Genomic DNA, 24,975 nt, shown 5'->3' with positions numbered 1-24,975 from the left:
AACGATGTCCCGGGAGTCTCGATGCGGGAGGACGGGAACGCATGACGGTGCTCGGTGTCGACATCGGAACGTCCAGCGGCAAAGGCGTGCTGGTCGACGAGGACGGAACGGTTCTCCGCACGGCCACGCGCCCGCACACGGTCAGCCGCCCCACGCCCGGCCACGTCGAGATGGACGCCCGCCTCTGGTGGGACGAGCTCGTCTCACTCGCCCAGGAACTGCTGGCCCCCGGCACCGTCGTGGACGCGGTCGGCGTCAGCGGCATGGGCCCCTGCGTCGCCCTCGCCGACGAGACGGACACCCCGTTGCACCCGGCGATCCTCTACGGCGTCGACACCCGCGCCACCGCCCAGATCGCCCGTCTCGACGCCGAGTTGGGCCGCGACACCGTCCTGCGGCGCTGCGGATCCCTGCTGTCCACCCAGGCGGTGGGCCCCAAGATCGCCTGGCTCGCGGAGCACCGCCCCGACGTCGCCGCCCGCGCCCGGCGGCTGTACATGCCCAGCTCCTACCTGGTCAACCGGCTCACCGGCCGCTACGTCCTCGACCACCACTCGGCGAGCCAGTCCGTGCCGCTGTACGACTCAACCGCCCAGGACTGGTACCGGCCCTGGGCCCGCCGTATCGCACCGGACCTCGAGCTGCCGCCCCTGCGCTGGCCCGGTGACATCGCCGGCCACGTCACCGCCGACGCGGCCGCGGCCACCGGGCTCCCCGCCGGCATCCCGGTCGTCTCGGGGACGATCGACGCCTGGTCGGAGGCGCTGAGCGTCGGCGCCCAGCACACCGGTGACCTGATGCTCATGTATGGCAGCACCATGTTCCTCATCAACACCGTGTCGGAGCGGCTGCTCGTGCCCGAACTGTGGAGCACCGTCGGCGCGTTGCCGGGAACGCGCAGCCTCGCGGGCGGTATGGCCACCTCGGGGATGATCACCGACTGGCTGCGGGACCTGCTCGGCGAGGGCGACCCGGACGCGCTGCTCGCCGAGGCAGAGGCGTCCGGAGCCGGCGCCAGGGGCCTGCTGATGCTGCCGTACTTCGCGGGGGAGCGGACCCCGGTCGCCGACCCGGACGCACGGGGAGTGATCGCCGGACTGACCGTGGAGCACACCCGCGGCGACCTCTACCGCGCCGCGCTGGAGGCCACCGCGTTCGGCGTACGGCACAACGTGGAGGCGATGCGCGCGGCCGGTGCCGACATCCGCCGGGTGGTCGCCGTCGGCGGAGGCACCCGCGGCGGCCTGTGGACCCGTATCGTCTCCGATGTCACCGGCCTCGAACAGGAGATCAGGACGGTCACGCTCGGCGCCAGCTACGGTGCCGCGTTCCTGGCGGCGAGCGCGATCGGCAGGACCGACATCGACAGCTGGAACCCGGTGCGCGAGCGCGTCACCCCCGACACCCGCCTGCGGTCCCGCTACGACGACCTCTACGACCTGTATCTGCGGCTGTACCCGGCGACCCGTGACATCGGGCACGCGCTCGCCCGTCACCAGCGCGCGACCGCGAAGGTCCCGCCGACGTGAGGTCCGCCGCGCTGGGACGGCGCGGCGGACGCCCTTCAGAGCCGGCTCAGCCCTTGATCTCGGTCCAGGCCTGCACCCACTTCGCGTACGGCACGCACTTGACGTCCGTACGGCCGTCGAGGCACTGCTCGATGGGCGTCGTCCAGAACGCGATGTCCTTCCAGTAGCTCTCGTCGGTGGCGTGGAAGGTGTCGCAGAAGGCCGGATCGCTGGTCTGGTCGCAGGACTTGATGTTGGAGGGCGCCTCGCCGTAGTACTCGGCGACCTCCGCGTTGACCTTCGGGGAGATGATCCAGTTCATCCATTTGTAGGCGCAGTTGGGGTGCTTCGCCTTGGACGAGAGCATCCACGTGTCGGACCACCCCGTGGCGCCCTCCTGCGGCAGCACGGCCTTCACCTTGGCGCCCTCGCTCTGGGCGAGGTTGGCGATGACCTGCCAGGTGGTGCCGATGACGGAGTCGCCGCTCTTGAAGGCGGCGATCTCCTTCAGGTAGTCGCTCCAGTACTCGCCCACGTTGGCGCGCTGCCGCTTCAGCAGGTCCACGGCCGCCTCGAACTGCTTCTGGTCGAGCGCGTAGGGGTTCTCGATGCCCAGTCCCGGCTGGGTCTCGTGCAGGTACAGGGCCGCGTCCGCGATGTAGATCGGGGAGTCGTACGCGGTGAGGTGACCCTTGTACTTGGCCGCGTCGTCGAAGACCGCGGACCAGGAGACGGGGGCCGGCGAGACCTCCTTGGTGTTGTACATCAGCAGGTTCGCGCCGCGGCCGTGGGGGATGCCGTACGCCGTGCCATTGACCGAGTTCCAGCTCTGGTTCTTCAGTCCGAAGAAGACGTCCTTGTAATTGGGCACCAGGTCCGTGTTCACCGGGGCCGCCTCGCCGGAGGCGATGAGCCTGAGGGAGGCGTCGCCCGACGCGGAGACGGCGTCATAGGCGCCGGTCTTCATCAGTTTGACCATCTCGTCCGAGCTGGCCGCCACTTTGTTGTGAACCTGACATCCTGTCTGCTTTTCGAAGGGAGTGACCCAGTCCGCCTTCGGGTCCGAGGAACCGTCCTCGACATAGCCCGCCCAGGAGATCAGGTTCACCTGCCCCTCCGTCCGGCCCAGTCCCGACTGTGCCTTCAGGTCCGGCGGGTTGAAGCCGGCCGAGGAGGACGCGCTCGACTCGGCGAACAGCCCGCAGGCGCTGACGAGCAGAAGGGAGGAAACGGCGGCCGTCGCTTTGAGGGATCTGTTCAGACGCAAGGGAATCTCCACAGTGGGGGGAATCGGGGGCGAAGTTGTGACGGCGGGTGACAGCGGGTGCGTTGGCGTACAGGATGCGACCCGGGTGAACGGCACGGCGGTCGGCCGCGCACGCACCCGGAGTGGGGGTGGCGCGGTGACCGGAGCGGCCGCGGTCACCACCGGGTGGGGTGGCGCACGTGGACAACGCTCCAGGTCGGGGGCGGGTCGGTGACCCTGCCAGGGTTTCGTCCGCAGGCCGGGGTGGTGCCTTCGGGCGATCGGCGTGGCCAATACCTTACGGAGCGTTGCCGTCCGGTTCAACTTCAGGAGGTGGCAAGGGAGTTGACGCTGAGTCAAGATGCGGCGAGGCGAACCGGGCGTATACGGTCGCGGTCATGTCCGACTCCCTGAAGCAGCCCGGCTCCTCGCCCTGCCTCGTCCCGCCCCCCGTCCCGACGGGTCCGAGCACGGCCGCGAGCGTCGGCAGCAGCCGTACGGGCGCGGCGACCGCACTCCTCGATCCGGTCACGGACACGGGTGTCGCGGCCCGGGTGCGCGGCACCCTGGAGGCCGTCTTCGACACCGTCGCCCAGGTCCGCGCCGACACCACGGCGCTGCTGGCCCGCATCGGCGCCCGGGGCCGCCGCCCGGCGACCGCCGACCTCGCGGCGTTGCGCCCCGGCCTGCATCTCCACCTCGCCCGGCAGGAGCTGGTCTCCGGCGTCGGCTTCGTCGCGGCACCCGGTCTGCTCACCGACGTCCCGGCCTGGCTGGAGTGGTGGCAGACCCGCGCCGACGGCTCGGTACGCCCGCTGCTGCTCGATCTGGACCCGCGGCAGTCGGCGTACTCCGACTACACGCACTGGGACTGGTTCGCGCTGCCCCGTGACACCGGCCGCCGCGCGGTCGCCGGGCCCTACGTCGACTACCTCTGCTCCGACGAGTACAGCCTGACCCTGTCCGCGCCGGTCCACGTCGAGGGCCGCTTCGCCGGGGTCGCCGCCGCCGACGTGTATCTGCGGCACTTCGAGGCGGCCGTGATGCCCCTGCTGCGACGGCTGCCCGCACCGGCCCACCTGGTCAACGCCCGTGGCCGGGTGGCGGCTTCGGCCGACCCGGCCCACCTGGTCGGCTCGCTCACCAAGGGCCCCGACTTCGGCGCCCTCCTCGCCGACGCGCGACCGGGCCGCCACCAGGGGCTGCGGCTGGTCCCGTGCGACGACATCCCGCTCGTCCTCGTCGTGGCGGAGGGCTGACGGGCTGCCGCCCGGCGCGTCAGCCGTAGGGCCTGTCTTTCGGATCAGCTCGGCGTCGCGGGGTCTGGCACGCACATCTGCGGCGTTGTCGTCGGTCCTCGACGCTCCGCGTCGACTCCCTCCTCCGCCTTGCAGCTGCACGCACCAGACCCCGCTCGGCTGGGCCGAAAAGGCCCGTTCCTTACGGCCGACCTGATCCGAAAGGCAGGCCCTAGCCCAGCGCCTCCTCAGCCGCGGCCGCGACCGCCGCGGCCACCGCCGCGAGCGCGGGCGAGTCCAGCTTCCACTGCTGCCAGTACAGTGGCGCGTCCGCCGGCCGGTCCTCGGCCAGGTGCACCAGCCGCCCCGCGCGCAGCAGCGGCCCGGCCTGCTGTAGGGGCACCATGCCCCACCCCATTCCGGCCGCGACGGCGTCCACGAAACCCTCCGACGTAGGGACGAGGTGCCGCCGCCCACGCGCACCACCGAACGGCCGCAGCTCCCGCAGGAACCGGTCCTGGAAGTCGTCGTACCGGTCGAAGGCGACGACCGGCGCCCCGCCGAGCACGTCCCGCAGCGGTACCTCGGGCCAGCCCGCCAGCCACCGCCGGACGAACCCGGGGCTCGCCATGGCCATGTACCGCATCCGCCCCAGGCTCCGCACACCGCACCCCGCGACCGGGTCCGGCGACGAGGTGACCGCGGCCATCACCTGGCCCTCGCGCAGCAGGGCGGCCGTACGGGCCTCATCCTCGCGGCGCAGTTCGAACCCGATCTCCAGCCCCTCGGCCACACGGGTGAGCGCCGGCAGGAACCAGGTCGCCAGCGAGTCGGCGTTCACCGCGATCGACAGGCGCGTCGTCTCCCCGGCGCCGGTCATGCCCAGCGCGGTGCGGGCGTCCCCCTCCAGTTGGGCGAGCTGGCGCGCGAACCGCACGACGACCTCGCCGGACTCGGTGGGCCGCACGGGCTTGGTCCTGGTCACCAGCACCAGCCCGGTGCGCTGCTCCAGGGCCTTGACCCGCTGACTGACCGCCGAGGGCGTCACATGCAGGACACGGGCGGCGGCGTCGAAGGTGCCCTCGTCCACCACCGCGAGCAGGGTCCGCACCTGGTCCAGGGGAAGCTCCGTCATCACGTCGGCGTAAGAAGCTTTAGCTGTACTTCGGGTGCCGCTCCTCTTTAGCGTCCCCTGCATGACCCACGCACTGACCGCCCTGGCCGCAGGGTTCGGCACCGGCCTGTCCCTCATCGTCGTGATCGGCGCCCAGAACGCCTTCGTCCTGCGCCAGGGCATCCGGCGGGAGGCCGTGCGCGCCGTGGTCGGCATCTGCGCCCTGTCCGACGCGGCGCTCATCGCGCTGGGCGTCGGCGGGGTCGGCGCGGTCGTCGTCGCCTGGCCCGCGGCGCTGACCGCGGTCGGCTGGATCGGCGGCGCCTTCCTGCTCTGCTACGGCGCTCTGGCCGCCCGCCGGGTCCTGCGGCCCTCCGCGATGCGGGTGGAGGGCGCCTCCGAGCGCTCCTGGAGGCGTGCGGTCCTCACCTGCCTGGCGATGACCTGGCTCAATCCGCACGTCTACCTCGACACCGTCTTCCTGCTCGGTTCCATCGCGGCCGGCCACGGCGCGCTGCGCTGGACCTTCGGCCTCGGCGCGGCCCTGGCCAGCCTGTGCTGGTTCGCCTCGCTCGGCTTCGGCGCCCGGCTGCTCGCCCGTTTCCTGTCCCGCCCGTCCTCCTGGCGCGTCCTGGACGGCCTGGTGGCGGCGACGATGATCGCGACCGGCGGCATGCTCGTCGCCGGAGCCTGAGGCGCGGCCAGTCCCCGCCCGCCGAGGCCGTAGGAGCGACCCGGGTGTCCGTCCGTCGGGCGGATCGGTGATAGTGAACCCGGAAACGTGTACGATGCAAGGAAGTCCGTGGACACGAGCGAGAGCACGACCGACAACGGAGCGGCCCCGGAAGAGGGCCCGCAACCGGCACAGGCCGGGGCTCGCGGCTGGCGGCGCTGGGCGATGGACACCCGCCCGCTGCGCCGCCCCGCCTACCGCCGGCTGTGGTCCTCGACGATCGTCACGGCGGTCGGCAGCCAGCTCACCGCGGTCGCCGTGCCCAAGCAGATCTACGACATCACGGGCTCGTCGGCGTGGGTGGGGTACGCGAGCCTCGCCGGCCTGCTGCCGCTCGCGCTCTTCGCGCTGTGGGGCGGCGCGATCGCCGACAGCATGGACCGCCGCAGGCTGCTGCTGATCACCAACTCCGGCCTCGCCGTCACCTCCGTGCTCTTCTGGGTGCAGGCCGCCACCGGCCTGGAATCGGTGGTCGTCCTGATGGTGCTGCTCGCCCTCCAGCAGGCCTTCTTCGGTCTCAACTCCCCGGCCCGCAACGCCTCCATCGCCCGTCTCGTCCCGGCGGACGAACTCCCCGCGGCCAACGCCCTCGGCTCCACCGTCATGCAGACCGGCCTGGTGGCCGGACCCCTCCTCGCCGGCGCCCTGATCCCCGTCATCGGCCTGTCCGAGCTGTACCTGATCGACGCCGTGGCCCTGTGCGTCACGGTGTGGGCGGTCGTCCGGCTCCCCGCCCTGCCGCCCCGGGCGGCCGCGGCGAACAGCAGGGCGGGCTGGCAGGCGATCGCCGAGGGCTTCCGCTACATCTCCCTCCACAAGGTGCTGCTGCTGTCCTTCCTCGCCGACATCATCGCCATGGTGCTCGGCATGCCCCGGGCCCTGTTCCCCCAGCTCGCCGCGCAGACGTTCGCGCCCTACGGGGAAGGCCTCGCGCTCGGCCTGCTGTTCGCGGCCATCCCCATCGGAGCGGTGCTCGGTGGCCTGCTGTCCGGCACGTTCTCCCGCGCCCGCCGCCACGGCCTCATGGTGATCGCCGCGGTGATCGGCTGGGGCGCGGCCATCACCGGCCTCGGCCTGACCACGAACCTCTGGGTGGCCGTCGCGTTCCTCGCGCTCGCCGGCGTGGCCGACATGGTCTCGATGGTCTTCCGCGGCGCGATCCTGCTGTCGGCCGCCACCGACGAGATGCGCGGCCGGATGCAGGGCGTGTTCACGGTCGTCGTGGCGGGCGGGCCGCGCCTCGCCGACGCGCTGCACGGCACCGCCGGCTCGGTCCTCGGCGCCCGCGCCGCCATCGCGGGCGGCGGCCTCCTGGTCATCGCGGCGACCCTGGTCCTGGCCCTGGCGACGCCCGCACTGCGCACGTACCGGATCTGAATCCGAAATCCGAGCCCAATACACGGCACCCGGTAATTGCACAGTGATTTACGGGTTGACCAGGAAATACTCCAGGCGCGCATTTCCTCCGACCGGGGTATCGTCAACATATGAATACGGTGAGCTTTGCAATACAGGCGGCTGCTCGCGACGATCGCGTTGCTTCCCAGTGGACGCTCAGCGTGTTCTTCATCCTTGTGGGCGTGGTCGTCGCCGGCGCGCTGATCTGGGCGGTGCGGCTCGGCATGTCCGTACACGACCGGGAACCCGCACCGCCCCGCCCCGAGGAGCAGCCACACCTGCCCGACGGCGGAGCGGTCCTGGAGGAACGCGAGGTCCGGGAGCCCGAGGAGATGCCGCTCGCGGGACAGGAGAGCGAGCGGCTCATGCCCTACCAGCTCCACCACGCGGCGTCCCGGCGGTGCGGCGACCAGCACCGCAGGCGCTGGCTGCCGGGTTCCAGCGGCGGCTTCGGCAGCGGCGGCCCCGGCCACGTGTGAGCCGGCCGCCGACACCTCACCGCAGGTCCTGCGAGGGCAGGTCGGCCGCCGCGTCCTCCGGCGCCAGGTCCGGGCGCAGCCGCAGCCATGAGGCCTGTCTGAGCAGCCCCGACCGGGTGCGCGTGCTGTAGCGGACCTCGCCGACGAGTCTCGGCAGCACCCAGCGGGCCCCCGCCACCCGCGGGTCCCGCTCGAACGGACACCGCGAGGTCTTCACCGCCTCCAGCAGCCGGGCGAGTTCGGCGCGCTCGCCCTCGCTCCAGCCGGTGCCCACCCGCCCGACGTAGCGCAGCCGCCCGGCCTCGGCCCGCTGCCCCACCAGCAGCGCCCCGGGCAGTCCCCGCAGCCGCCCCTGGCCGGGCAGCCAGCCGCCGACGATCACATCGACGGCCCGTACATTGCGGATCTTGATCCAGGAACGGGACCGCACCCCAGGCTCGTAGACCGAGTCGAGCCGCTTGCACACCAGCCCCTCCAGACCCGCCTCCCGGGTCGCCTCCAGCGCCCGCGCCCCGTGGCCGACGATCGCGCCCGGCGTCGACCAGTACGCACCGGCCGGCGCCAGCCCCTCCAGCAGCTGCCGCCGCCGGGCGTAGGGAAGCGCGAGAAGGCGCTCGCCGCGCAAGAACACGACGTCGAACAGCACCAGGTGCACCGGGATCTGCGCCGCGCGGCGCGCCGCCAGCGCGGGGGAGTGGGCGAGGCCCATCCGGGACTGCAGCCGCTGGAAGTCACCGCGCCCCCGCTCGTCGAGCGCCACCACCTCGCCGTCCAGCACGGCGGGTGTGGCACCCAGGACGCCGCCCAGAGGCCGCAGTTCGGGGTACGCGCCGGTGATCACCTCGCCCGAGCGGGCCCGCAGCTCCAGGCTGCCGTCGCCCGGCAGATAGACCACCACCCGCTGGCCGTCCTGTTTGGTCTCGTACGCCCACTGCGCGTCCTGCCCGGCGGGCGGCAGCGTGCCGGGGCAGGCGAGCATGGGGGCGATCAGCGGGAGTCTCACGGGTCAGTTGTGGACACCGCCGCACACCCTCACGCGTCCCGGCCCTGCGTTTTCCCCCGAACGGGGCCCCGCTGTCCGGATCGGGTCGGCTGTGAGGACCCTAGGGCCGCCGGAAGATCGTGACGGAGTGACCGACGTCGTCGATCGCCCTGCTGCCGCGGATCAGCTGCTTCAGCCGGGCATCGGCCTTGGCGATCGACGTGTCGGAGACGACGAGCAGCCCGTGGACCCGGTTCGGAGGCACTTTCAGCGGGTCGCGCCCGTGGATGCCGTACCAGGAGGGCTCACCGCTGCCCTTGTAGACGAGCCAGACGCTCTTCTCGTCCGGGTACCGCTCGCGCAGCCGGTCCGCCAGCCGTCCGAGGTCCTGACCCCAGTCGACGTTCGAGTCGTGCAGCCTGAGATACGTCTTCGCCGGCCCGCCGAACGCCTCGTTGGAGTACGGCAGATAATACGGGTACGTCCGCACCGAACTGACCGCCACGAACGCGACCAGGGCCGCCGTCACCGCGTACACCCACCGCCGCCGCAGCGCGAGCACACAGGCCGCCGCGACGGCCAGGAACACCGGGACGAAGATCGCGTAGCGCACCCCGAGGTCGCGTGAGCCCTGCATGGCCGCGGCCAGCAGTACCCCCGGCACCAGCAGCACGTACGGGACGGCCGGGCGCAGCCGGGGCACCACCGCCATGGCCACCGCCCCGCCGAGCCACAGCGCGAGCATGCCGAGCGGCGTCTTCACGAGCAGCGCGGCCGGCAGGTAGTACCACCGGTTGCCGGTGTAGAGCCGGCCGAACAGATAGCCGCGCCACTGCGCGCTCTCCAACCCGAACTGGATCCGCATCCCGTCGCGGTACGGCTCCGGGAACGGCAACGCGTGGACGAGCAGGGCACCCGGACCGTGCACCGCGGGCGTGTGCGCGGGTGTCGTCCACCGCAGCCGGGGGTCGACGACGAGATAGACGGACCACACGACGGCGACGAGGACCAGCGCGACCCCCACGGCCGCCGCCCCGGCACGCGTCGCACGCCGCGGCCGTGGCACGCCGGCGCCCTGTGCCTGCCAGTACGACCACCCGGCCAGCACCAGCAGCACCGGGACCGCGGGCAGCGTGCTCATCTTCGTGGCCACGGCCGCCCCGGTCGCCACGCCGGCGAGCGGCAGATACGTCAGCGGCCGCCGCCGCGCCCGCCACACCATCCAGGCCGCCGTCACCACGAACCCCGCCGCTGGCACGTCCAGGGTGGCGAGGGAGCCGTTCGTGATCAGGTCGGGCGAGAACGCGTACAGGCCCAGCGCCACCAACCCGCCGACCGACCCGGTCAGTTCGCGGGCGAAACCGAACACCGCCAGCCCGAACAGCAGCGTCACCACCATGACCGGCAGCCGGGCCCAGAACATCACCCGCCACGGGTCGTTGCCCGACGCGTACAGCAGCCGCCGCCCCAACTGCCCCTCATCGCCCCGGAAACCCGGTTCGAGGTGCGGGTGTGCGAAGACCGTGCCGGTCGCGATGATCAGCTTGCCGAGCGGCGGGTGCTCGGGGTTGAAGCGCAGACTGTGCTCCCGCACGTACACGACGGCCGTGCCGACGTACACGGGCTCGTCGATGGTAGGGGTCTGCCGCACCGCGGTGGTGGCCATGGCGAACGCCATCTGGACCAGCAGCGCGCACACCGCGAGCACGAGCAGCGGCCGCCGGTGCCGCCGCAGAGCCGCCCAGCGACCCGAGCCTCCGGCGTCCGTCCGGGAGGGGGTGCCGGCCGGTTCCGGGGGCCCGTCGCCGTCGGACGTGGCGGGCGGCCGCTGGTCGTGCGTCATCGTCCGCGCCCCCAGGTCGTACGTCGCGTCCGAGCCGTCCGTGCCCCTGCATGCTGCCATGACCCTTGCTACGTCGACACGGCATGACCTTGCTCAATCGCGCGCGTGTCGTGTTCGGAAGGACGCGGATGCGCGCACGCCGCCGGGGCTGACCGTGCGGATCACGGAAGCGGCGGCTCCCTTGCCGCGAATGCCCGGGGGCCGGAACGCCCAGGATCCGATTCCCTCGCGGCAATGGGCTGTTATTGCCCCGGCGGCCTGTTGCGCAGTGTGTCGCCGAATTGACTTACGGGCGTTGCGGTCGGCCGAAGATCCTCCGGAGCCGTGTGCCCGGTCAGGGGCGGGCGTACTCCTCCCGGACGACGGCAGCGAGTTGGGCGAGGGCCTCCTCGGCGCGGGTGCGGTCGGCGGAGTCGAGCACCGCCAGCGCGTCCGCCGCGACCTCCCGGACGCGCTGGGGCACCTCGTCCAGGGCGGCCATCCGATAGGCGAGGGTGCGCCGTGCGGCACGCTCCTCTCGGGTGACCCCGAGGGGGCCCGTACGGGGGAAGACCGCGGCCTCGTACGCGGCGACGTGCACGAGCACCCCGTGCGCGATCCCCTCCGCGTAACCACGCATTCCCGCGTGCCGCCGGGCCGCGGCGAAGTGCGCCAGCGCACGCCGGCGGAAGACCAGGGCGCCGAGTGCGCCCGCCGCGCCCGCGCACACCCCGGCCACGAGGGCGACCCGTGCGCCACCGAAGAGGGCGCCGATCAGGGCACCGCTCGCGGTGGTCAGACAGACCAGCCCGGTGACGAGCAGAAGAAGCGCGCGGGCGGGCGTGATCGGGGCCATGACGTGCAGTGTGCCAGCGGTGCGGGGGCCCGGTGCCCGGCCTGTCGTGCGCGTGATGTGCGACACGTACGCGATCGCCTTTCCCGCGGCCCTGAAGCGATTCATGCTGGGCACGGCTTGATCGGTGATCTAGCCAGGCAAATCCATCGGCCGTCCGATCTTGCTTGCATTTGACACTTTGTTGCGTGCGCGGATAGGAACATGGCCGGAAGTGGAGAGGTGGACCGTGCACGAGCCCCATGTGATCGGCGACTGGCAGGAATGCGGGGACGAGCATGCCGGTCTTCGTGTCCGTGTCCACGGGCTGGAAAAGGCGGAGCCGCCGCGTGGGCGTGACGATTCGGCCGAAGGCCTCACCTATTTCCGCTTCCGGGTGACCGTGGAAAACCGGTCGGCGGAACCGGTCGGCATCCATCTGGAAGACGGTCAACTCGATGTGAGGACCGGTCCCGACGGCGAGAGCGCATTTCTCGACTGGCGCAACTCGCACTTCATCGAGGGCTTCGACGTCTATCCGCTGCGCCGTGCGACCGCCGTCCTGTACGCAGCCGCCCCGGAACCCGCTCTGAGCCTCGTGGACATCCAGGTCCAGCTGAAGGCGGACGACGAATGGACGGACCGGTATCTGTGGTCCGGCGACATGACCGTCCCGGACGGCCCGCAGGGCACGGCCACCCGAGCCGACGGCATCTCCGAGACCCTGGCCGGCCAGATCAGCACGTTCCTGCGCGAGCAGGCGGAGCGCGGCCAGCACTGAGCGCCGGAGGTTCCGGTGCCTGTGGGGGGGCGCTAGCTTCGGACGGCGCGGGCCAGCCACGGCGTGAGCGAGGTGCGCAGGATCAGCTCCTTGTACGTCTCGTCCCCGGGCAGCGGCACGATCAGCCACTGACCGGGCGGGAAGAATCGCCCCGTCACATAGGCAAGGCCGCCGTAGACGGACCGCAGGAACGCCGGGACCACGTCCCGGGGGAGATCCTCGAAGTCCACGTCGTCGACAGTGATCTTCGCGTCGTCGTCGGGGAAGAGCTGGGCCGTGACGGCCGGTGAGCCTCCCAGCTCGACGAACGCCTCGTGCGGCAGCGAACCGTCCGGATCGAGAACCGCGAACGCCCCGGCCGAGGCGCGGCGGGAGGTCTGGTCCGCACCGATGTCGTGGGTGACGGTCATCGCCAGGTCGTACTCCCGCGCGATCTCACGTATCGCCGTGACGGCCGACTCGGTGGTGGGCAGATGCGGATGCGTCATGGCCCGTCACCCTAGCGGGTCGTGCCGCCGTGCCACTCGGCGAAGGCGGACGGCGCTCAGGCGAGGAAGTCGAGGACCAGTCGGTCGATCTCCTGCGCATGGGCGAGAGGCAGCGTGTGATGGGTCGCCGTGGGCAGCACATGGATCCGCGCGTGCGGCGCTCGTTCCCGTACGCGCTCACCGATCGTGCGGGTGTCGTGCGCGCGGCTGCGGGCCGCCAGCACCACCAGCAGGGGCACTGCGGAGTGGCGCAGGAGTTCCGGGCCGGGCGGGCGAGGGTCGACGATCTCCGGGACGTACCCGGCCGTGCCGCGAGCGGTGACTTCCAGCCACCCCTCGTCCAACGGCGTCCCACCCGTCTCCCACTCCAGAAATCCGCGCGCCGCCCGCTCGCCGGGCTTCAGGAACAGCGGCACGGCCCGCAGCAGGTACTGCGCCCGGTATCCGCCGAAGCAGCGCGTGGGATCCAGCAGCACAGCCCCGCTCACCCGCTGCGGCGCGTGCAGGGCGTAGGTGAGGGACAGCCAGGCCCCGTAGGAATGCCCGCAGAACGCCGCCCGCTCGATCCCGAGCTCACCCAGCACCTCGTCCAGCCATGCCATCAGATCGCCCGTGCCGCGCGCCACGCGGCCGTCCGCGATGCTCCGCCCGGCCTGGCCGATGGTGTCCACCGCGTGGACCCGGTACCGGGCGCTGAGCCTCTCGACATCGGCGAGCCAGACCGTCGACGTGGCGCCTCCGCCGGGCAGCAGGACCAGCGCCGGTGCGTCGTGGGGGCCGCAGGAGTTCACGCGCGTCGTCCCGTACGTGGTGGGTACGTCGGCGGACTCGACCGGCACCGGCCAGCTCCCCAGCACGGCGTCGTACGCCGACAGAAAGCGTTCCTCGGCTTCCGAGCTGCGGAAACGCGGCGCACCGGACATGGGACCTCCCCGGTCGAAGCGGCATTCGAGACTAACTCACTGAACGATATACTCACTCACTGAGGTATTAACCGACGGAAAGGCGCCACGTGGACCACCGGGACCCGCGTCTGCAGCTGGTGCACCTGCTGCGCGGCATCACCGTCGAACTCGACCTGCTCGGTGCCGAGTTCGCCGCGCGGAACAGCTTGCACCCCACCGATCTGCGCGCACTGATCCACCTGCTCGACTTCGACCGGACGGGGACCGACGCCACGCCCGGTCGGCTGGGTGCGCAGCTGGGACTGAATTCCTCGGCCGTCACGGCCGTCATCGACCGGCTGGAGCGGCGGCGCCTTGTCGACCGCGGACACGACCCGCGCGACCGGCGCCGGGTCCTCCTCACCGTCACCGACCAGGCGACCGACCTCGGCTGGTCCTTCTTCGGTCCGCTGATCAGCCGGCTGCTCGCGGCGGAAGGGGAGTTCGACGAGAACGAACTGGACGCCGTCCGCCGCTTCCTGCGGACGACGCAGTCCGTCCTGATGGCGGCGCGTCAGGAGAGCTAGCCGCCTGGTCGCGTCGTCGATCGACGGCAGCCGCGACCTCGAGACGATCGCCCACCGGGTCAGCGCCCGGTTCGGACGCGAGGTCCCGCTCGACGCCGCGAGCGTACGCAGCGTCGTGCGTGACCCCGACAACCCCCGGCGGCTCAGGCCGGGTCTCGAGGTCGGCGACTGGCTGCACCTCAACCCGGAGGGATACCGCGCACTGGCCACGGCAGTCCCTCCGGCCCTCTTCCGTAACACGGGGGAGTGGTAACGGAGTTGGCGCGGTGTCCTTCGTTCGGGGACTGGCACCGGCGAACACCGGTTCCCTAGGATGGTGTGCCCGCCGAGCCGGTTCGACGGCGCGGCCCGGATCTGGGGGAACGATGCAGCCTGGCAGGCAGTTGTCCACGTCGATCGACGCCACGGTGCCGACGGCCGCCCGTATGTACGACTACTACCTGGGCGGCAAGGACAACTACGCGGCCGACCGGGCCGCGTGTGAAGAGCTCGACAAGGTCGCGCCCAGCACGCGGGCGCTCGCGTTGAACAACCGGCGGTTCCTGCAACGGGTCGTGCGGACGCTGGCGGAGGAGCACGGCATCCGCCAGTTCCTCGACCACGGATCCGGACTGCCCACCCAGGACAACGTCCACCAGGTCGCCCAGCGCATCGACCCGACGTCGCACGTCGTGTACGTCGACAGCGACCCGATGGTCCTGGTGCACGGCCGTGCCCTGCTGGAGCAGGACGAGCGCACCGTCGTGATCCAGGCCGACATGCGGGACACGGAGGCGATCTTCAACCACCCGGAGACCCGACGCCTGATCGACTTCTCGCAGCCGGTCGCCGTGCTCTTCAACTCGGTGATGCACTGCATCCCGGACAGTGAGGCCGACGGACCGCCCGCCCTGGTCCGCCGGGTGGCCGAGCGGCTCGTGCCCGGCAGCTTCATGGTGATGTGCCAGCTCGTCAGCGAGGACGCCCAAGTCCGCGACTTCGTCACCGACTTCATGGACCAGGCCACGCAGGGACACTGGGGGCGGGTGCGCCAGGAGAAGGACGTGGAGGCCTGGTTCGACGGCATGGACATCCTGGAGCCCGGTCTCGTGGAGGTCTCCACCTGGCGGCCGGACTCCGAGGTCGCCCCCCGCCAGCTCACCCAGGAGTGGATCGAGTTCGGGGGAGTGGGACGTATCCGCTGACGGGCCACCCATACCGGGGGCGTCCGCCGACGCCCACGCCCCCGGTCACCCGGCCGGGAAGCATCACCCGGCCGGGTAACGCTCCCGAAGCGTCCTGCGCAACAGGGCCAGTGACTCACGCGGGTCGAGCGCCTCGTCGGCGAGCCGGTCCAGTACCACCCGGTACTCCTCCGTCTCGTCCAGGTCCTCCAGGAAGTTGGCGCTCCTGATGTGCTCCAGGTAGACGATGTCCGGCAGGTCCGCGCCACCGAAGCGCAGATACGTGACCGGGATCGCCGGGGCCGACGCGTTCGTCACGTCCAACAGTACGACCTGCACGGTCACATGCGGACGCTGCGCCATCTCGACCAGGTGCTCGAGCTGTTCGCGCATCACCTCGCGGCCGCCCAGCACCCGCAGCAACACCGACTCGTCGACGACGGCCCACACTCGAGGGGCGTCCGGACGCGACAGCAGCTCCCGCCGCCGCATCCGCAGCTCCACCCGGCGCTCCACCTCGGCGGCCGACGCCGTCGGCAGACCGCGCTCCACCACGGCCCTGGTGTAGGCAGGGGTCTGCAACAGCCCGGGTACGTACTGGATCTCGAAGGTGCGGATCGCTGTGGCCGCCTCCTGAAGTCCGACCAGGCGGTCGAACCACTCGGGCATCAGCCGCTTGTCGTAGCGCTGCCACCAGCCCGGCTCACCGGCCCGCCGCAGCAACTGGACCAGCACCGAGGCCTCGTGGTCGTCGGCCTGGTACAGCCGCAGCAGCGCATGGACGTCGTCTTCCGTGGGCGGCCTGCGTCCCTTGCCCGCCTCGATGCGCGACAGTTTCGCGGGACTGAACCCGAGAGCCCGCGCCGCCTGCTCCTGGGAGAGGCCGGCGTCCTCGCGCATGCCCGCCAACTGCACGCCGACCAGCATCTTCAGGAGAGTCGGAGCGGGCTGGGTCCGAGTGAGATACGGTTCGAGACGGGAGACGCGGTGCGACGAGGCGGACATCCTGACTCCCGGTCAGCCGACGGACAACAGGCCCTCATTATCGCACCCCGTCGCGCCGTGTCGCAGGGGACGGCAGGACTCAACCGACGGGATCCGGCTCACACCAGATGATCGAACTCCCCGTCCTTGGCGCCGGCCAGGAACGCGGCCACCTCGGCGGGCGTGTACACGAGCGCTGGTCCTTCCGGATCGCGCGAGTTGCGCACCGCGATGGCCCCGTCGGCCAGGCGGGCCAGCTCGACACAGTTGCCCTCGGCGTTGCTGTGCCCGCTCTTGATCCAGCGGGCGTCCAACGAGCCCGCCTGCACTCCGTTCGGCACTGAAGGCACCACAGTCTCCTTCCGTTCTCCGTCGTGCAATTTCCCATGCAATTGCACGACGGTACTGACTGCGTGGATAATAGCGGCGGCGTCCACCGCTTCACAGACGTCCGCCTGCTGACGTCCCATCAGAGCGGTGCCGTGTCGTAGCAATGCCGTGTCGTTCTTGGCCCCACACTGTCTGCGGGAGTGGAAATGGCCACATCACTGAAGGACCTGGGGCATGTGCCGTGGGACTCCATCAAGGACTCCAGCGGCTCCGCCGAGGCCATCCCGGTCCTGCTCCACGACGTCGCCCGGGGTGACGAGCCCACCGCCCGGGCGGCGCTCGGCCACCTGCGGGAGCGCATCTGCCAGTACGGCTTCGTCGTCGACCAGGCCACGGCGGCCACGGTCCCGTTCCTGTGGGAGCTGGCCCGGCTTCCCCAGGTGACCTGCCGTGTGGAGATCCTTCACCTGCTGAGGAGCATCGCCGACGCCCACCAGTGGGAGAGCACCGCCTCCGCCTACCCCAAACTGCTCAACTACCCCCAGGACTACGTGGGGTGGGAGCGCGCGGCCCGCCGTGCCGTGCGCGCCGACCGGGGGGTACTGCGTCAACTGCTCGCGGAGCAGGACGTCGAACTGGTCGAGGCCGCCGCCGAACTCGCCGCCGCACTGGCCGGGTGAGGCATCGGACCGGTCACCAGAGGCCTGCGGACCGGTCGCCAGGGGCTGCGGAACGCTCGCCGACCCTGCGAACCGGTCGGCCGAGGCCGGCAGATCCCGCGCCGAGCATTTTTTCGCACTCATGGCTCGCCCACGGACGGGTATGCGTGGGGCGATGAACGAACCACACCACGCCACGCCGACCCTCGACACAGGCTCCGGGGCCCGGTGCCGTCCCCGCGACGCCACGGGCCCCGCAGGCCTGCCGGACTCCTTGCGCGCGCGATGAAACCGGTGGACCTTCCCCCGCGGGACGGCGGGAACCCGGGAGCCGCCGACGAGCGTGACACCAGCGCCTCCGTACGCCCGCGGCGCGCGCACACGCCCGACGGCGTGCGGCAGAGCGGCCCGTCCCCGCCCGGCGGCCCGGTGACCAGCGCGGCCACGGCGCGCGCGCACGTGCTCGCGGTCGTCCGGAGCCACTGGGACGCCGCGCCCGTGCGGCCGGCCGAGCAGGCCGTCACCGACCTGTTGCTCGTCACCTCGGAACTGGTGTCCAACGCCATCCGCCACGGGGGCGGACTCGCCGGTTTCGAGGCCGTCCCCACGCGGGAGGGCGTCCGCCTCGTCGTGCGCGACCGCAGCCCGGACATCCCCTCCGTGGCGTTCGGTACCGGCGAGCTTCCCAACAGGCACGACCGGGGCGGGTTCGGCTGGCCGTTGATCATCAAGCTGGCGCGCGACATCGTCATCGAGCCCCGCGTGGACGGCAAGACCGTCAGCGTGCTCGTGCCACTCGGCTGAATCGTGTTTCCAAGGGCGAAGCGGGGCAACGCGGAACAGGACGCCCTGTGAAGGAGCCCACATGATCGCCGTAGCCCTGCTCATGCCGGTGTCCATGCTGTGCCTCGTGCTCGCGCTCGGCAGCTACGAGGAACGTCTGCTCACCCCGGGCGGCACCAGGAAGGCCCGCGGCGCGGGACGCCGCCGGCTGCGCGCCGTGCCCCGCTCCTCCCCGGACGGCGCGGACGGCGCCGACACCGGGTCCCGGGTCCGCGAGAAGCCCACGGCGCAGAAGGCCGGAGACACGCGGGCCGCCGACAGCACCGCCCCGGACGGCTCCGGGTCGCGGTGGCGGGCGGCCTGATCCCACGAGGCGCCCCGCGCTCACCGTCGGCCGGCCGACGGCACCGCGGCGGGCTCCCGCCTCGGCAGGGCACGGACCTGAAGGGCCCCCGCCCTACCAGGGCAGGAACACGTGCACGTCCTTGCCCTCCGGCTGGACGACCACGCTCACCTGGTGGCACAGCGTGTGCACCAGGTGCCAGCCGATGCCTCCGCTCTGGCCCGGCTTGAAGGGACGCGGTGCCGGAGGCGTCGTACTGGTGTCGTGCAGCGTCACATGGACACCGTCGTACGTCGGACGCATCCGCAGGCCGAACGGCCCGGGCGCGTACTGGACGGCGTTCGCCGCCAGCTCGTCGACCACCAGGAGTATGTCGTTCCAGTACTCGGGACTCGTCGGAGGCGAAGCCCGCGCCAGCCGTCGCAGAAACTCCTCGGCGGCCAGCCGTGCCCCGGTGACATCGGGCAGGTCACCGCCGAAATCCGCCACCAGGGCCTCGACCGTCTCGAACGGCCAGGCCTTGTCCCAACGCGGCTCGGTTGCCATGCCGTCCTTCCCCCGGCCGGCACCCCGGCCGGTTCTCGTCGTTCGTCGCTCTGTCGCCCGGCGCCCTTATGACGGTTGCCAGAAAGCCGGAGGATACGCATCCAGGATCACGGTACGGGCGGCTCCCCGGCCGTACCGGCGTTCTCGGCGGTCTCGCCGTCCACGTGACACAACAAGAGGCACACGTCGTCCTCGCCCTCCGAGTCCCTCAGCATCGGCTCGAGTACCCGGTCCGCGGCACCCTCCAGGCCGCCGTTCCGGTCCGGTACGGCCAGCGTGGACATCGCCTCGGTGAGACGCTCGATGCCCGGGTCGATGCCGTACGCCCTCCGCTCCACCAGGCCGTCCGTGTAGAGGGCCAGCGTCGAGCCGGGCGGCAGGGGCGCGGTGTGGTCCTCGATCTCCTGCTGCACCGGAACGCCCAGCATGGCGCCCGGCTTGGCGTCGAGGGTGTGCACCCGGCCGTCGGGCGTGCGCAGCACCGGGGGCGGATGACCGGCCGCGGCCCAGGTCAGCACCGGCTCGCCCGGCCGGAAACGGGCGATCACCGCGGTGGCGTACAGATCCGGCTGCAGATGGTGCAGGAACAGGTGCAGCCGGGTGAGGAGCCGGCCCGGGCTGCCCCCGTCGACGGCGTACGCGCGCAGGGCCGTCCGCAGCTGGCTCATCATCACCGCCGCGTGCAGCCCGTGCCCGGTGACATCGCCGATGACCGCGATCAGGCTCCCGTCGGGCTGCCGGAAGGCGTCGTACCAGTCGCCGCCGATGTTGAGACCGTGGGTCGCCGGCAGATAGCGGGCGGCGAGCCGGAGCCCGGGGGTGGCGGGCAGCTCGGTGAGCAGCGCCCGCTGCAGGGTCTCGGCGATGTCGCGGCTGTGCTCGAAGCGCTGGGCGTTGTCGATCGCGATGGCGGCCCTGCGGGCCAGTTCGATCAGCATCACGGCGTCGTCCGGATCCCACCGGTCGCCGGGCGGGGTGAGGGTGATCACGCCGAGCGGCACCTGCCGGGCCGACAGCGGGAGGCACAGCAGCGGCCGGGTGGGGTGCAGGGCGGAGGGCGGCCGGTCGTCCACGCCGGGCAGACCGCCCGGTTGGGGCGCCGCGTACTGCGGGCGGCCCGTGCGTGCGGCGAGCACGGCGGCGGCCGGGCGGGGCGCGTGGCTCGGCTCCGCCTCGTCGTCGCCCAGCAGCCATACGTCGGCGGTCCGCGCGTACGTCGGTGTGAGCAGCTCGGGGAGCAGGCGGACGATCTCGCCGTGGTTCAGGGACGCCGTCAGTGCCGCGCTGGCGTCGGCGAGGAAGGTGAGCCGGCGGCGCGCCTCCTCGGCCTCCGTGCGCGCGGCCCGCTCGGCGGCGAACAGCTCGCGCTGCGCCTGTCCGGCGGCGTCGAGCTCGGCGTGCAGCGCGAGGACGCCCTGGTTCGTCTGGTGCAGCTCCTCACGGTGGAAGGCGACCAGCGCCTCCTGCTCCGTCAGCGCGTCCAGGACGCGCGCGGTGTCCTCGTCGGCGCTGAACAGCGCCTCGGCAAGGGCCTCGGCAGGCAACGTTCGCACGTCAAGGAGCGGCGTCCGGTGCGTGCTCTCTGGGGCCCCCTGCTCGGAGAGCTTGGGGGAGTGCCGGACGGAAGTCCTCGTACTGGATGTACTTGGGCTTTCGGCCGGTGCGGTGAGTGGGGGTCCCCCCTGCTCGAAGAGATTGGGGGTGGGGGTCCCCCCTGCTCGAGCGAAGCCGAGAGCTTGGGGAAGTGCCGGGCGTCGCGATGGGGCGAACGTCGCCTGTTGGGGCCCTGGGGCCGGCGGGGAGGCGCGCAACGCCACCGTGTCCGCCCGGCCACCCCGCTCCGGTGCCGCAACCTGCGCCTGCCACGTCGGTTCCTCGTGGGGGCGCTCGTCCGGGTCGGGACGGACGGTGACCCACAGCCTTGGCTGCTCCTCGCCACCCGACGGGGGAGTGGTCCCGAGGGTCAGCCGCCAGGCGCCGCCCTTGGTGAGGCACTGGCGCAGCTGCTCGGTGAGCGCGGTGACCAGGCGGGTGCGGTCGACGACGGAGACACCGAGATCGGCCGCGATCCGGGCGGTGGCGATCCGGGCCCGGGCGGCATCGACGACGGTGATGATCTGCCAGGTGTGGGTCATGGTTCACGCCTCGGCGGTGTGGGGGACAGCACGGTCACCGTGGTGTCGTCGCGGACGGGCCGGGCGGCACTGCTGGCGTCCCGCACGATCACAGCGGCCGTCACCCCGGGGTCCAGCTCCGCGGAGGGCACGTCCTCACGCAGGGACCACCGGCTGGGCAGTCCGTCGCTGTGCAGGACGAGAAGACAGTCGGGCGACCAGGGCAGCCGCCGACAGGGGATGCGCGCCGGTCGGTGGGCGCCGACTATGCCGGGATGGGACAGCAGGTGCTGCCAGCCGCCGTCGGAACGGAACCGGGCGCCGATGTTGCCGATGCCGGAGAAGGCCAGACTCCCTTCTGCGAGGTCGACCTGGGCGACCGCGACGGCGGCGCCCCGGGTGCTGCGCAGCGCCGTGTGCAGGACGCCGAGCAGCTCGGCCGGCGGCAGATGGGCGCTGTCCCGCAGCTGCCGGACCGCCGCGTCGGACGCCTCGGCGGCGGCCGGGCCGTGCCCCAGTCCGTCGGCGAGGAGCAGCGTGACCCGCTCCCCGAACCTCACACACGCCCAGGCGTCACCGGATTGGGGTTCCGCCAGGGCGATGTTGACGCCGCCGGCCCGCACCGGGCCGTGGTCCTGCCGGGCGTGCCCGTGCCGCCGGCGACCGGACCCGGCCCTTATCCGGGCCAGGGCGATGGTGCCCCTCCCGAGCGCGCTGTGCAGGTCGAAGTCGTCCGCTATGCGCCGGCAGGTGCCGAGGCCGGCACCCAGCGAGGACGTGGTGGAGAAGCCATCGCCCAGGGCCGCCGCGAGGTCGGGGATGCCCGGACCGTGATCCATCGCGACGATCTGCAGCGCCGGCCCTCGAGCAGCCGCCTCCGAGGTGAGGTCCGCGTCCACCGTCTCGATGAGGACCCGACCACCGCCCGCGTGCTTGAGCAGGTTGGTGGCGAGCTCGGTGGCGACGAGCACGGCCGCGGCCGTACGGGCGTCGTCGAACCCCCCGTGGCCGCAGGCTTCATGCGCCGCCACCGCGACGTCCCGAACCCGGGTCGAGTCGTACACGGGCACGTCCCAGACGTGGGTCAACGGACCTCCTCGCGGGGCCGCGGCGGTCCGGCGGCCCAGCAGACGACGGTGACCCGGGTGCCTTCGCCGGGACGGGAGTCGATCGAGAACTCGTGGACCAGCCGCCGGGCTCCGCCGAGCCCGAGGCCGAGACCGCCGCCCGAGGTGTAGCCGTCGGTGAGGGCCCGCTCTATGTCGGGGATGCCCGGCCCCTCGTCGACGAAGGACAGGCGCAGTCCACGGGCGCGGCCGTTGTCCAGGAAGGCGAACTCCACCTGCCCGCCTCCGCCGTGGACGAGTGTGTTGCGTGCGAGCTCGCTGGCCGCGGTGATCAGTTTGGTCTGCTCCACCAGCCCGAAACCGATCTCGGCAGCCGCCTGCCGCACATGCTGCCGCACCCACGCCAGATCCATGTCCGTGCGGATGGGCAGGCATGTGGTGACGCGGCCCGATGTCTCCGTCACACGTTCTCCTGGCGTGCTGGACCGTGGGACAGGGGCGTGGACGCCTGTGTCAGCATCCTCAGTGCCTCGTCGGTGTCGAGCGCGGTGCGCAGACCCGGCAGCGTGAGGCCGAGTTCGACCAGGGTGATGGCCACCGCGGGTCGCATGCCGGCCACCACGGTCTCCGCGGCGAGCAGCCTGGCGCTCGCCGCGATCTCCGCGAACACACGCCCCAGGAAGGAATCGACGATCTCGACACCGGAGACGTCGATGACCACTCCGGTGGCGGAACTGCCCGCGATGGCCTCGCTGATGTCCTGCTGCAACTGTTCGGCGGCCTTGTCCTCCAGTTCGCCCTGGAGGGTGACGAGGAGCACGTCACCGAGCTTGAGTACGGGGACGGAAGCACCCGCCGGGTCCCTGACACCGCCGGTCACCGCTGGCCTCCTCCGTGGCCCGCCCGGTCGACGATCACGGCGCCCAGCTCGTGGAGGGCGTAGGCGAGGGCGTCGGCCAGGCTCGCCCGGGTGAGGACCGAGCCCAGGTCGATCCCCAGATGCACGATGGTCTGGGCGATCGCCGGCCGGATACCGGAGACGATGCACTCCGCGCCCATGAGGCGGGCCGCCGCGACCGTCTTCATCAGGTGCTGCGCCACCAGGGAGTCCACGGTGGGCACTCCGGTGATGTCCAGGATGGCGAACCGGGCCTGCTGGGCGACGACGGCGTCCAGCAAGCTCTCCATCACGACCTGGCTGCGGGCGCTGTCCAGGGTGCCGATGAGCGGTACGGCGACGATGCCGTTCCACAGTTTGATGACGGGCGTGGCCACTTCGAGCAGTTGCATGCGCTGCCGCTCGATGATCTCCTCGCCCGTGCTCAGGGCGGTCTCCATGACCAGCACCCGCAACGTGCCCATCAGGGCGGTGAGCGCGACGGCGTGCCATCCGCTCGCCTCGCCGTCCGCCCCGGACAGTTCGGCGCCCAGCAGTTCCCTGATCGAGGGACCCAGGGCCGCCACCTCGTCGGCGATCTGCGACGGCGTCGCGCCCGCGCGGGACCGCGAGGCCGCCATGCGCGTGAGTTGTTCGCGCATCCCCGCGAAGCCCGGGGCCCGAAGATCCTCGATCCGTCCGGAGGCGGCCACCGCGGCGAGCGCCTCCACCAGAGAGCCCGCGGCTTCCACGGCCTCGTCGCGCGACACCGTGAACACCGTACGGAAGAGCGTCTGGTCGGCCCAGCGCTGAGAGATCTGCTCCCGACGGCGTAGCAGGAAGTCCCCCACGACCCGTGTCGACGCTCCTGGGTTCGTTGCCGACTCCTGGTCCGTCACGTCCCTGTCTCCTTCGTACGTACCCTCCCCCGACGGCTGGGGAGCCTGCCCGGAGAGCGCGGTTCCTTGTCGCGCGACCACTGTAATCATGGGAGATTCCCCCCGGCACCCGAGGGCGCCCCGGAGATCATCCGACGAGCGGGGGACCCGGCCAACTGCCGTCCGCATGCACGGCGTCGGACCGTTGGAGGCGGGCGACGACGAACACGGAGACCACTCGGGCGGACGACATTCCCCGACGGAGGCGCCCCGGTTGACCGGCCGTCAGCACACCCAGCCGGTGACCGGCCTCGTCGGCACACCCGCGGTCCGGCCCGCGCCTGAGAGCGACGCCCCGCCCACGAGCCTAGGGCCGGCTCAACGCGTCGCCCGTGTCGTCCAGTGCGTCCTGAACGGTCTTGTAGGACGGGACGGTCAGGCTCACACCCGTCAGGTCGAGGATCCGCTGGACGGCCGGGGCAGGGTCGATGAGGCCGATCGAGCCGCCCACCTGACGGGTCTCCTTGTAGGCGTTGAGAATGATGTTGATGCCCGACGAGTCCATGAACGGCACCTCCGACAGGTCGAGCAACAGGTGCTGCCGGCCGTGGTGCATCTGGTTGGCCAGGTGGTGGTGCAACTCCGTCGCTGTGTCGACGTCCAGGAAACCCTTCACAGTGACCAGCGCGACATCCTCCCGGGGCATCGTCACATCGATGGAGAGCGGGGTCTGCTCAGCCGACACAATGTCCTCCCATCCGTACGGCGTGGCGGGGCTCGCCTACCCCGGGGCGGACAACAGATGCACCGCGACCCGCGCTCCGGAGGTGATCAACATCTCGCTGCCGGAGTGGCACCCGACAGCGAGTTCGCCCCCGAGTACCCCCTAAACCTCCGCCTACACCCAGCCCTCACGGATGGGTGACACAAGACGCGGAAATCGGCCACGCATACTTCCCGGGAAGCCGGGCAGCAGAACCTCAGACCGCTCGTGGGCGCCCTCCCCCCTGGTGCCTGGAGCCGTCGGCCCCGCCGATGTCCCCCCGGCACGCGGCGGGGCCCTCTGCTGTCGGCATGCGGGCCCGGCATGATCCGAACGAGAGGCTGTGGGGCGTGTGGTGAAAGTCCCGCCCTTCGCC

At 71.8% G+C, this 24,975-nt stretch carries 27 protein-coding genes; 11 read left to right on the top strand and 16 right to left on the bottom strand.

Annotated features, from left to right (window positions below; translation table 11 throughout):
- Positions 1 to 41 precede the first annotated feature (41 nt).
- Entirely contained in the window at positions 42 to 1,529 is a 1,488-nt protein-coding gene (locus AB0N14_RS31175) for an FGGY-family carbohydrate kinase (protein ID WP_366029035.1), read from the top strand.
- Positions 1,530 to 1,575: 46 nt separating this feature from the next.
- On the opposite strand, the gene AB0N14_RS31170 is transcribed toward AB0N14_RS31175, so the two are convergent.
- Positions 1,576 to 2,775, bottom strand: a complete 1,200-nt coding sequence (locus AB0N14_RS31170) for an ABC transporter substrate-binding protein (protein WP_366029034.1) — start codon at positions 2,773 to 2,775, stop codon at positions 1,576 to 1,578.
- A gap of 377 nt (positions 2,776 to 3,152) precedes the next feature.
- On the opposite strand from AB0N14_RS31170, the gene AB0N14_RS31165 reads away from it, so the two are divergent.
- The gene (locus AB0N14_RS31165) at positions 3,153 to 4,013 is read left to right on the top strand and encodes a hypothetical protein (protein ID WP_366029033.1); all 861 of its coding nucleotides are present in this window, start codon (positions 3,153 to 3,155) and stop codon (positions 4,011 to 4,013) included.
- Between the two features lie 211 nt (positions 4,014 to 4,224).
- On the opposite strand, the gene AB0N14_RS31160 is transcribed toward AB0N14_RS31165, so the two are convergent.
- On the bottom strand, positions 4,225 to 5,130 hold the full coding sequence (locus tag AB0N14_RS31160) for a LysR family transcriptional regulator ArgP (RefSeq protein ID WP_366029032.1): 906 nt from the start codon (positions 5,128 to 5,130) through the stop codon (positions 4,225 to 4,227).
- A gap of 58 nt (positions 5,131 to 5,188) precedes the next feature.
- On the opposite strand from AB0N14_RS31160, the gene AB0N14_RS31155 reads away from it, so the two are divergent.
- The 3 genes from AB0N14_RS31155 to AB0N14_RS31145 all read left to right on the top strand — a co-directional run bounded on the left by AB0N14_RS31155 (position 5,189) and on the right by AB0N14_RS31145 (position 7,716).
- Positions 5,189 to 5,800, top strand: coding sequence for a LysE/ArgO family amino acid transporter (locus AB0N14_RS31155; RefSeq protein WP_366029031.1), 612 nt, complete (start codon positions 5,189 to 5,191; stop codon positions 5,798 to 5,800).
- A 108-nt stretch (positions 5,801 to 5,908) separates the two neighbouring features.
- Entirely contained in the window at positions 5,909 to 7,216 is a 1,308-nt protein-coding gene (locus AB0N14_RS31150) for an MFS transporter (RefSeq protein ID WP_366029030.1), read from the top strand.
- Positions 7,217 to 7,326: 110 nt separating this feature from the next.
- Positions 7,327 to 7,716 carry a DUF6479 family protein gene (locus tag AB0N14_RS31145; protein ID WP_366029028.1) on the top strand — a complete coding sequence of 130 codons (390 nt, stop codon included), beginning with the start codon at positions 7,327 to 7,329 and terminating at the stop codon, positions 7,714 to 7,716.
- A gap of 16 nt (positions 7,717 to 7,732) precedes the next feature.
- On the opposite strand, the gene AB0N14_RS31140 is transcribed toward AB0N14_RS31145, so the two are convergent.
- The 3 genes from AB0N14_RS31140 to AB0N14_RS31130 all read right to left on the bottom strand — a co-directional run bounded on the left by AB0N14_RS31140 (position 7,733) and on the right by AB0N14_RS31130 (position 11,376).
- Positions 7,733 to 8,719 (bottom strand): ATP-dependent DNA ligase, encoded by a 987-nt coding sequence (locus AB0N14_RS31140; protein ID WP_366029027.1) that lies wholly within the window; start codon positions 8,717 to 8,719, stop codon positions 7,733 to 7,735.
- A 100-nt stretch (positions 8,720 to 8,819) separates the two neighbouring features.
- Positions 8,820 to 10,376, bottom strand: coding sequence for a phospholipid carrier-dependent glycosyltransferase (locus AB0N14_RS31135; protein ID WP_366029080.1), 1,557 nt, complete (start codon positions 10,374 to 10,376; stop codon positions 8,820 to 8,822).
- A 499-nt stretch (positions 10,377 to 10,875) separates the two neighbouring features.
- Positions 10,876 to 11,376, bottom strand: coding sequence for a hypothetical protein (locus AB0N14_RS31130; RefSeq protein WP_366029026.1), 501 nt, complete (start codon positions 11,374 to 11,376; stop codon positions 10,876 to 10,878).
- 226 nt (positions 11,377 to 11,602) lie between these two features.
- Between AB0N14_RS31130 and AB0N14_RS31125 the strand changes: the two genes are divergently transcribed.
- The gene (locus AB0N14_RS31125) at positions 11,603 to 12,133 is read left to right on the top strand and encodes a hypothetical protein (protein WP_366029025.1); all 531 of its coding nucleotides are present in this window, start codon (positions 11,603 to 11,605) and stop codon (positions 12,131 to 12,133) included.
- Between the two features lie 32 nt (positions 12,134 to 12,165).
- On the opposite strand, the gene AB0N14_RS31120 is transcribed toward AB0N14_RS31125, so the two are convergent.
- Complete coding sequence (locus tag AB0N14_RS31120) at positions 12,166 to 12,621, bottom strand: hypothetical protein (protein WP_366029024.1); 456 nt, start codon at positions 12,619 to 12,621, stop codon at positions 12,166 to 12,168.
- Positions 12,622 to 12,677: 56 nt separating this feature from the next.
- Entirely contained in the window at positions 12,678 to 13,544 is an 867-nt protein-coding gene (locus AB0N14_RS31115) for an alpha/beta hydrolase (protein ID WP_366029023.1), read from the bottom strand.
- An 89-nt stretch (positions 13,545 to 13,633) separates the two neighbouring features.
- On the opposite strand from AB0N14_RS31115, the gene AB0N14_RS31110 reads away from it, so the two are divergent.
- Together AB0N14_RS31110 and AB0N14_RS31105 are read left to right on the top strand one after the other, a co-directional pair.
- Positions 13,634 to 14,092, top strand: a complete 459-nt coding sequence (locus tag AB0N14_RS31110) for a MarR family transcriptional regulator (RefSeq protein ID WP_366029022.1) — start codon at positions 13,634 to 13,636, stop codon at positions 14,090 to 14,092.
- Positions 14,093 to 14,457: 365 nt separating this feature from the next.
- The gene (locus AB0N14_RS31105) at positions 14,458 to 15,276 is read left to right on the top strand and encodes an SAM-dependent methyltransferase (RefSeq protein WP_366029021.1); all 819 of its coding nucleotides are present in this window, start codon (positions 14,458 to 14,460) and stop codon (positions 15,274 to 15,276) included.
- Between the two features lie 63 nt (positions 15,277 to 15,339).
- On the opposite strand, the gene AB0N14_RS31100 is transcribed toward AB0N14_RS31105, so the two are convergent.
- Positions 15,340 to 16,260, bottom strand: a complete 921-nt coding sequence (locus AB0N14_RS31100; RefSeq protein WP_366029020.1) for a helix-turn-helix transcriptional regulator — start codon at positions 16,258 to 16,260, stop codon at positions 15,340 to 15,342.
- A 98-nt stretch (positions 16,261 to 16,358) separates the two neighbouring features.
- Positions 16,359 to 16,589, bottom strand: a complete 231-nt coding sequence (locus AB0N14_RS31095; protein WP_200422981.1) for a DUF397 domain-containing protein — start codon at positions 16,587 to 16,589, stop codon at positions 16,359 to 16,361.
- Positions 16,590 to 16,775: 186 nt separating this feature from the next.
- Between AB0N14_RS31095 and AB0N14_RS31090 the strand changes: the two genes are divergently transcribed.
- From AB0N14_RS31090 to AB0N14_RS31080, 3 genes are all read left to right on the top strand, one after another.
- On the top strand, positions 16,776 to 17,249 hold the full coding sequence (locus AB0N14_RS31090; RefSeq protein WP_366029019.1) for a hypothetical protein: 474 nt from the start codon (positions 16,776 to 16,778) through the stop codon (positions 17,247 to 17,249).
- A gap of 273 nt (positions 17,250 to 17,522) precedes the next feature.
- Positions 17,523 to 18,032, top strand: a complete 510-nt coding sequence (locus AB0N14_RS31085) for an ATP-binding protein (protein WP_366029018.1) — start codon at positions 17,523 to 17,525, stop codon at positions 18,030 to 18,032.
- Positions 18,033 to 18,093: 61 nt separating this feature from the next.
- Positions 18,094 to 18,375 (top strand): hypothetical protein, encoded by a 282-nt coding sequence (locus AB0N14_RS31080; RefSeq protein ID WP_366029017.1) that lies wholly within the window; start codon positions 18,094 to 18,096, stop codon positions 18,373 to 18,375.
- A gap of 93 nt (positions 18,376 to 18,468) precedes the next feature.
- On the opposite strand, the gene AB0N14_RS31075 is transcribed toward AB0N14_RS31080, so the two are convergent.
- The 7 genes from AB0N14_RS31075 to AB0N14_RS31045 form a co-directional block, all read right to left on the bottom strand.
- Entirely contained in the window at positions 18,469 to 18,900 is a 432-nt protein-coding gene (locus tag AB0N14_RS31075; RefSeq protein ID WP_200422979.1) for an ATP-binding protein, read from the bottom strand.
- A gap of 107 nt (positions 18,901 to 19,007) precedes the next feature.
- The gene (locus tag AB0N14_RS31070) at positions 19,008 to 21,035 is read right to left on the bottom strand and encodes a SpoIIE family protein phosphatase (RefSeq protein ID WP_366029016.1); all 2,028 of its coding nucleotides are present in this window, start codon (positions 21,033 to 21,035) and stop codon (positions 19,008 to 19,010) included.
- Positions 21,032 to 22,102, bottom strand: coding sequence for an ATP-binding SpoIIE family protein phosphatase (locus AB0N14_RS31065; RefSeq protein WP_366029015.1), 1,071 nt, complete (start codon positions 22,100 to 22,102; stop codon positions 21,032 to 21,034). The genes AB0N14_RS31070 and AB0N14_RS31065 overlap by 4 nt, the downstream gene beginning before the upstream one ends.
- Positions 22,099 to 22,494: an anti-sigma regulatory factor gene (locus tag AB0N14_RS31060; RefSeq protein ID WP_366029079.1), complete on the bottom strand. Its 396-nt coding sequence runs from the start codon at positions 22,492 to 22,494 to the stop codon at positions 22,099 to 22,101. Before AB0N14_RS31060 ends, AB0N14_RS31065 begins: the two co-directional genes overlap by 4 nt.
- Positions 22,495 to 22,541: 47 nt before the next feature.
- Positions 22,542 to 22,961 (bottom strand): STAS domain-containing protein, encoded by a 420-nt coding sequence (locus AB0N14_RS31055; RefSeq protein ID WP_366029014.1) that lies wholly within the window; start codon positions 22,959 to 22,961, stop codon positions 22,542 to 22,544.
- Positions 22,958 to 23,857 (bottom strand): STAS domain-containing protein, encoded by a 900-nt coding sequence (locus tag AB0N14_RS31050; protein WP_366029013.1) that lies wholly within the window; start codon positions 23,855 to 23,857, stop codon positions 22,958 to 22,960. Before AB0N14_RS31050 ends, AB0N14_RS31055 begins: the two co-directional genes overlap by 4 nt.
- 346 nt (positions 23,858 to 24,203) lie before the next feature.
- On the bottom strand, positions 24,204 to 24,542 hold the full coding sequence (locus tag AB0N14_RS31045) for an STAS domain-containing protein (RefSeq protein WP_366029078.1): 339 nt from the start codon (positions 24,540 to 24,542) through the stop codon (positions 24,204 to 24,206).
- Between the last annotated feature and the right edge of the window lie 433 nt (positions 24,543 to 24,975).

Source organism: Streptomyces sp. NPDC051104 (assembly GCF_040682835.1).
GTDB classification, from domain to species: Bacteria; Actinomycetota; Actinomycetes; order Streptomycetales; family Streptomycetaceae; genus Streptomyces; species Streptomyces cynarae.
Note: the sequence above shows the minus strand (reverse complement) of the source record. Positions and strands in the feature narration are given on the sequence as shown.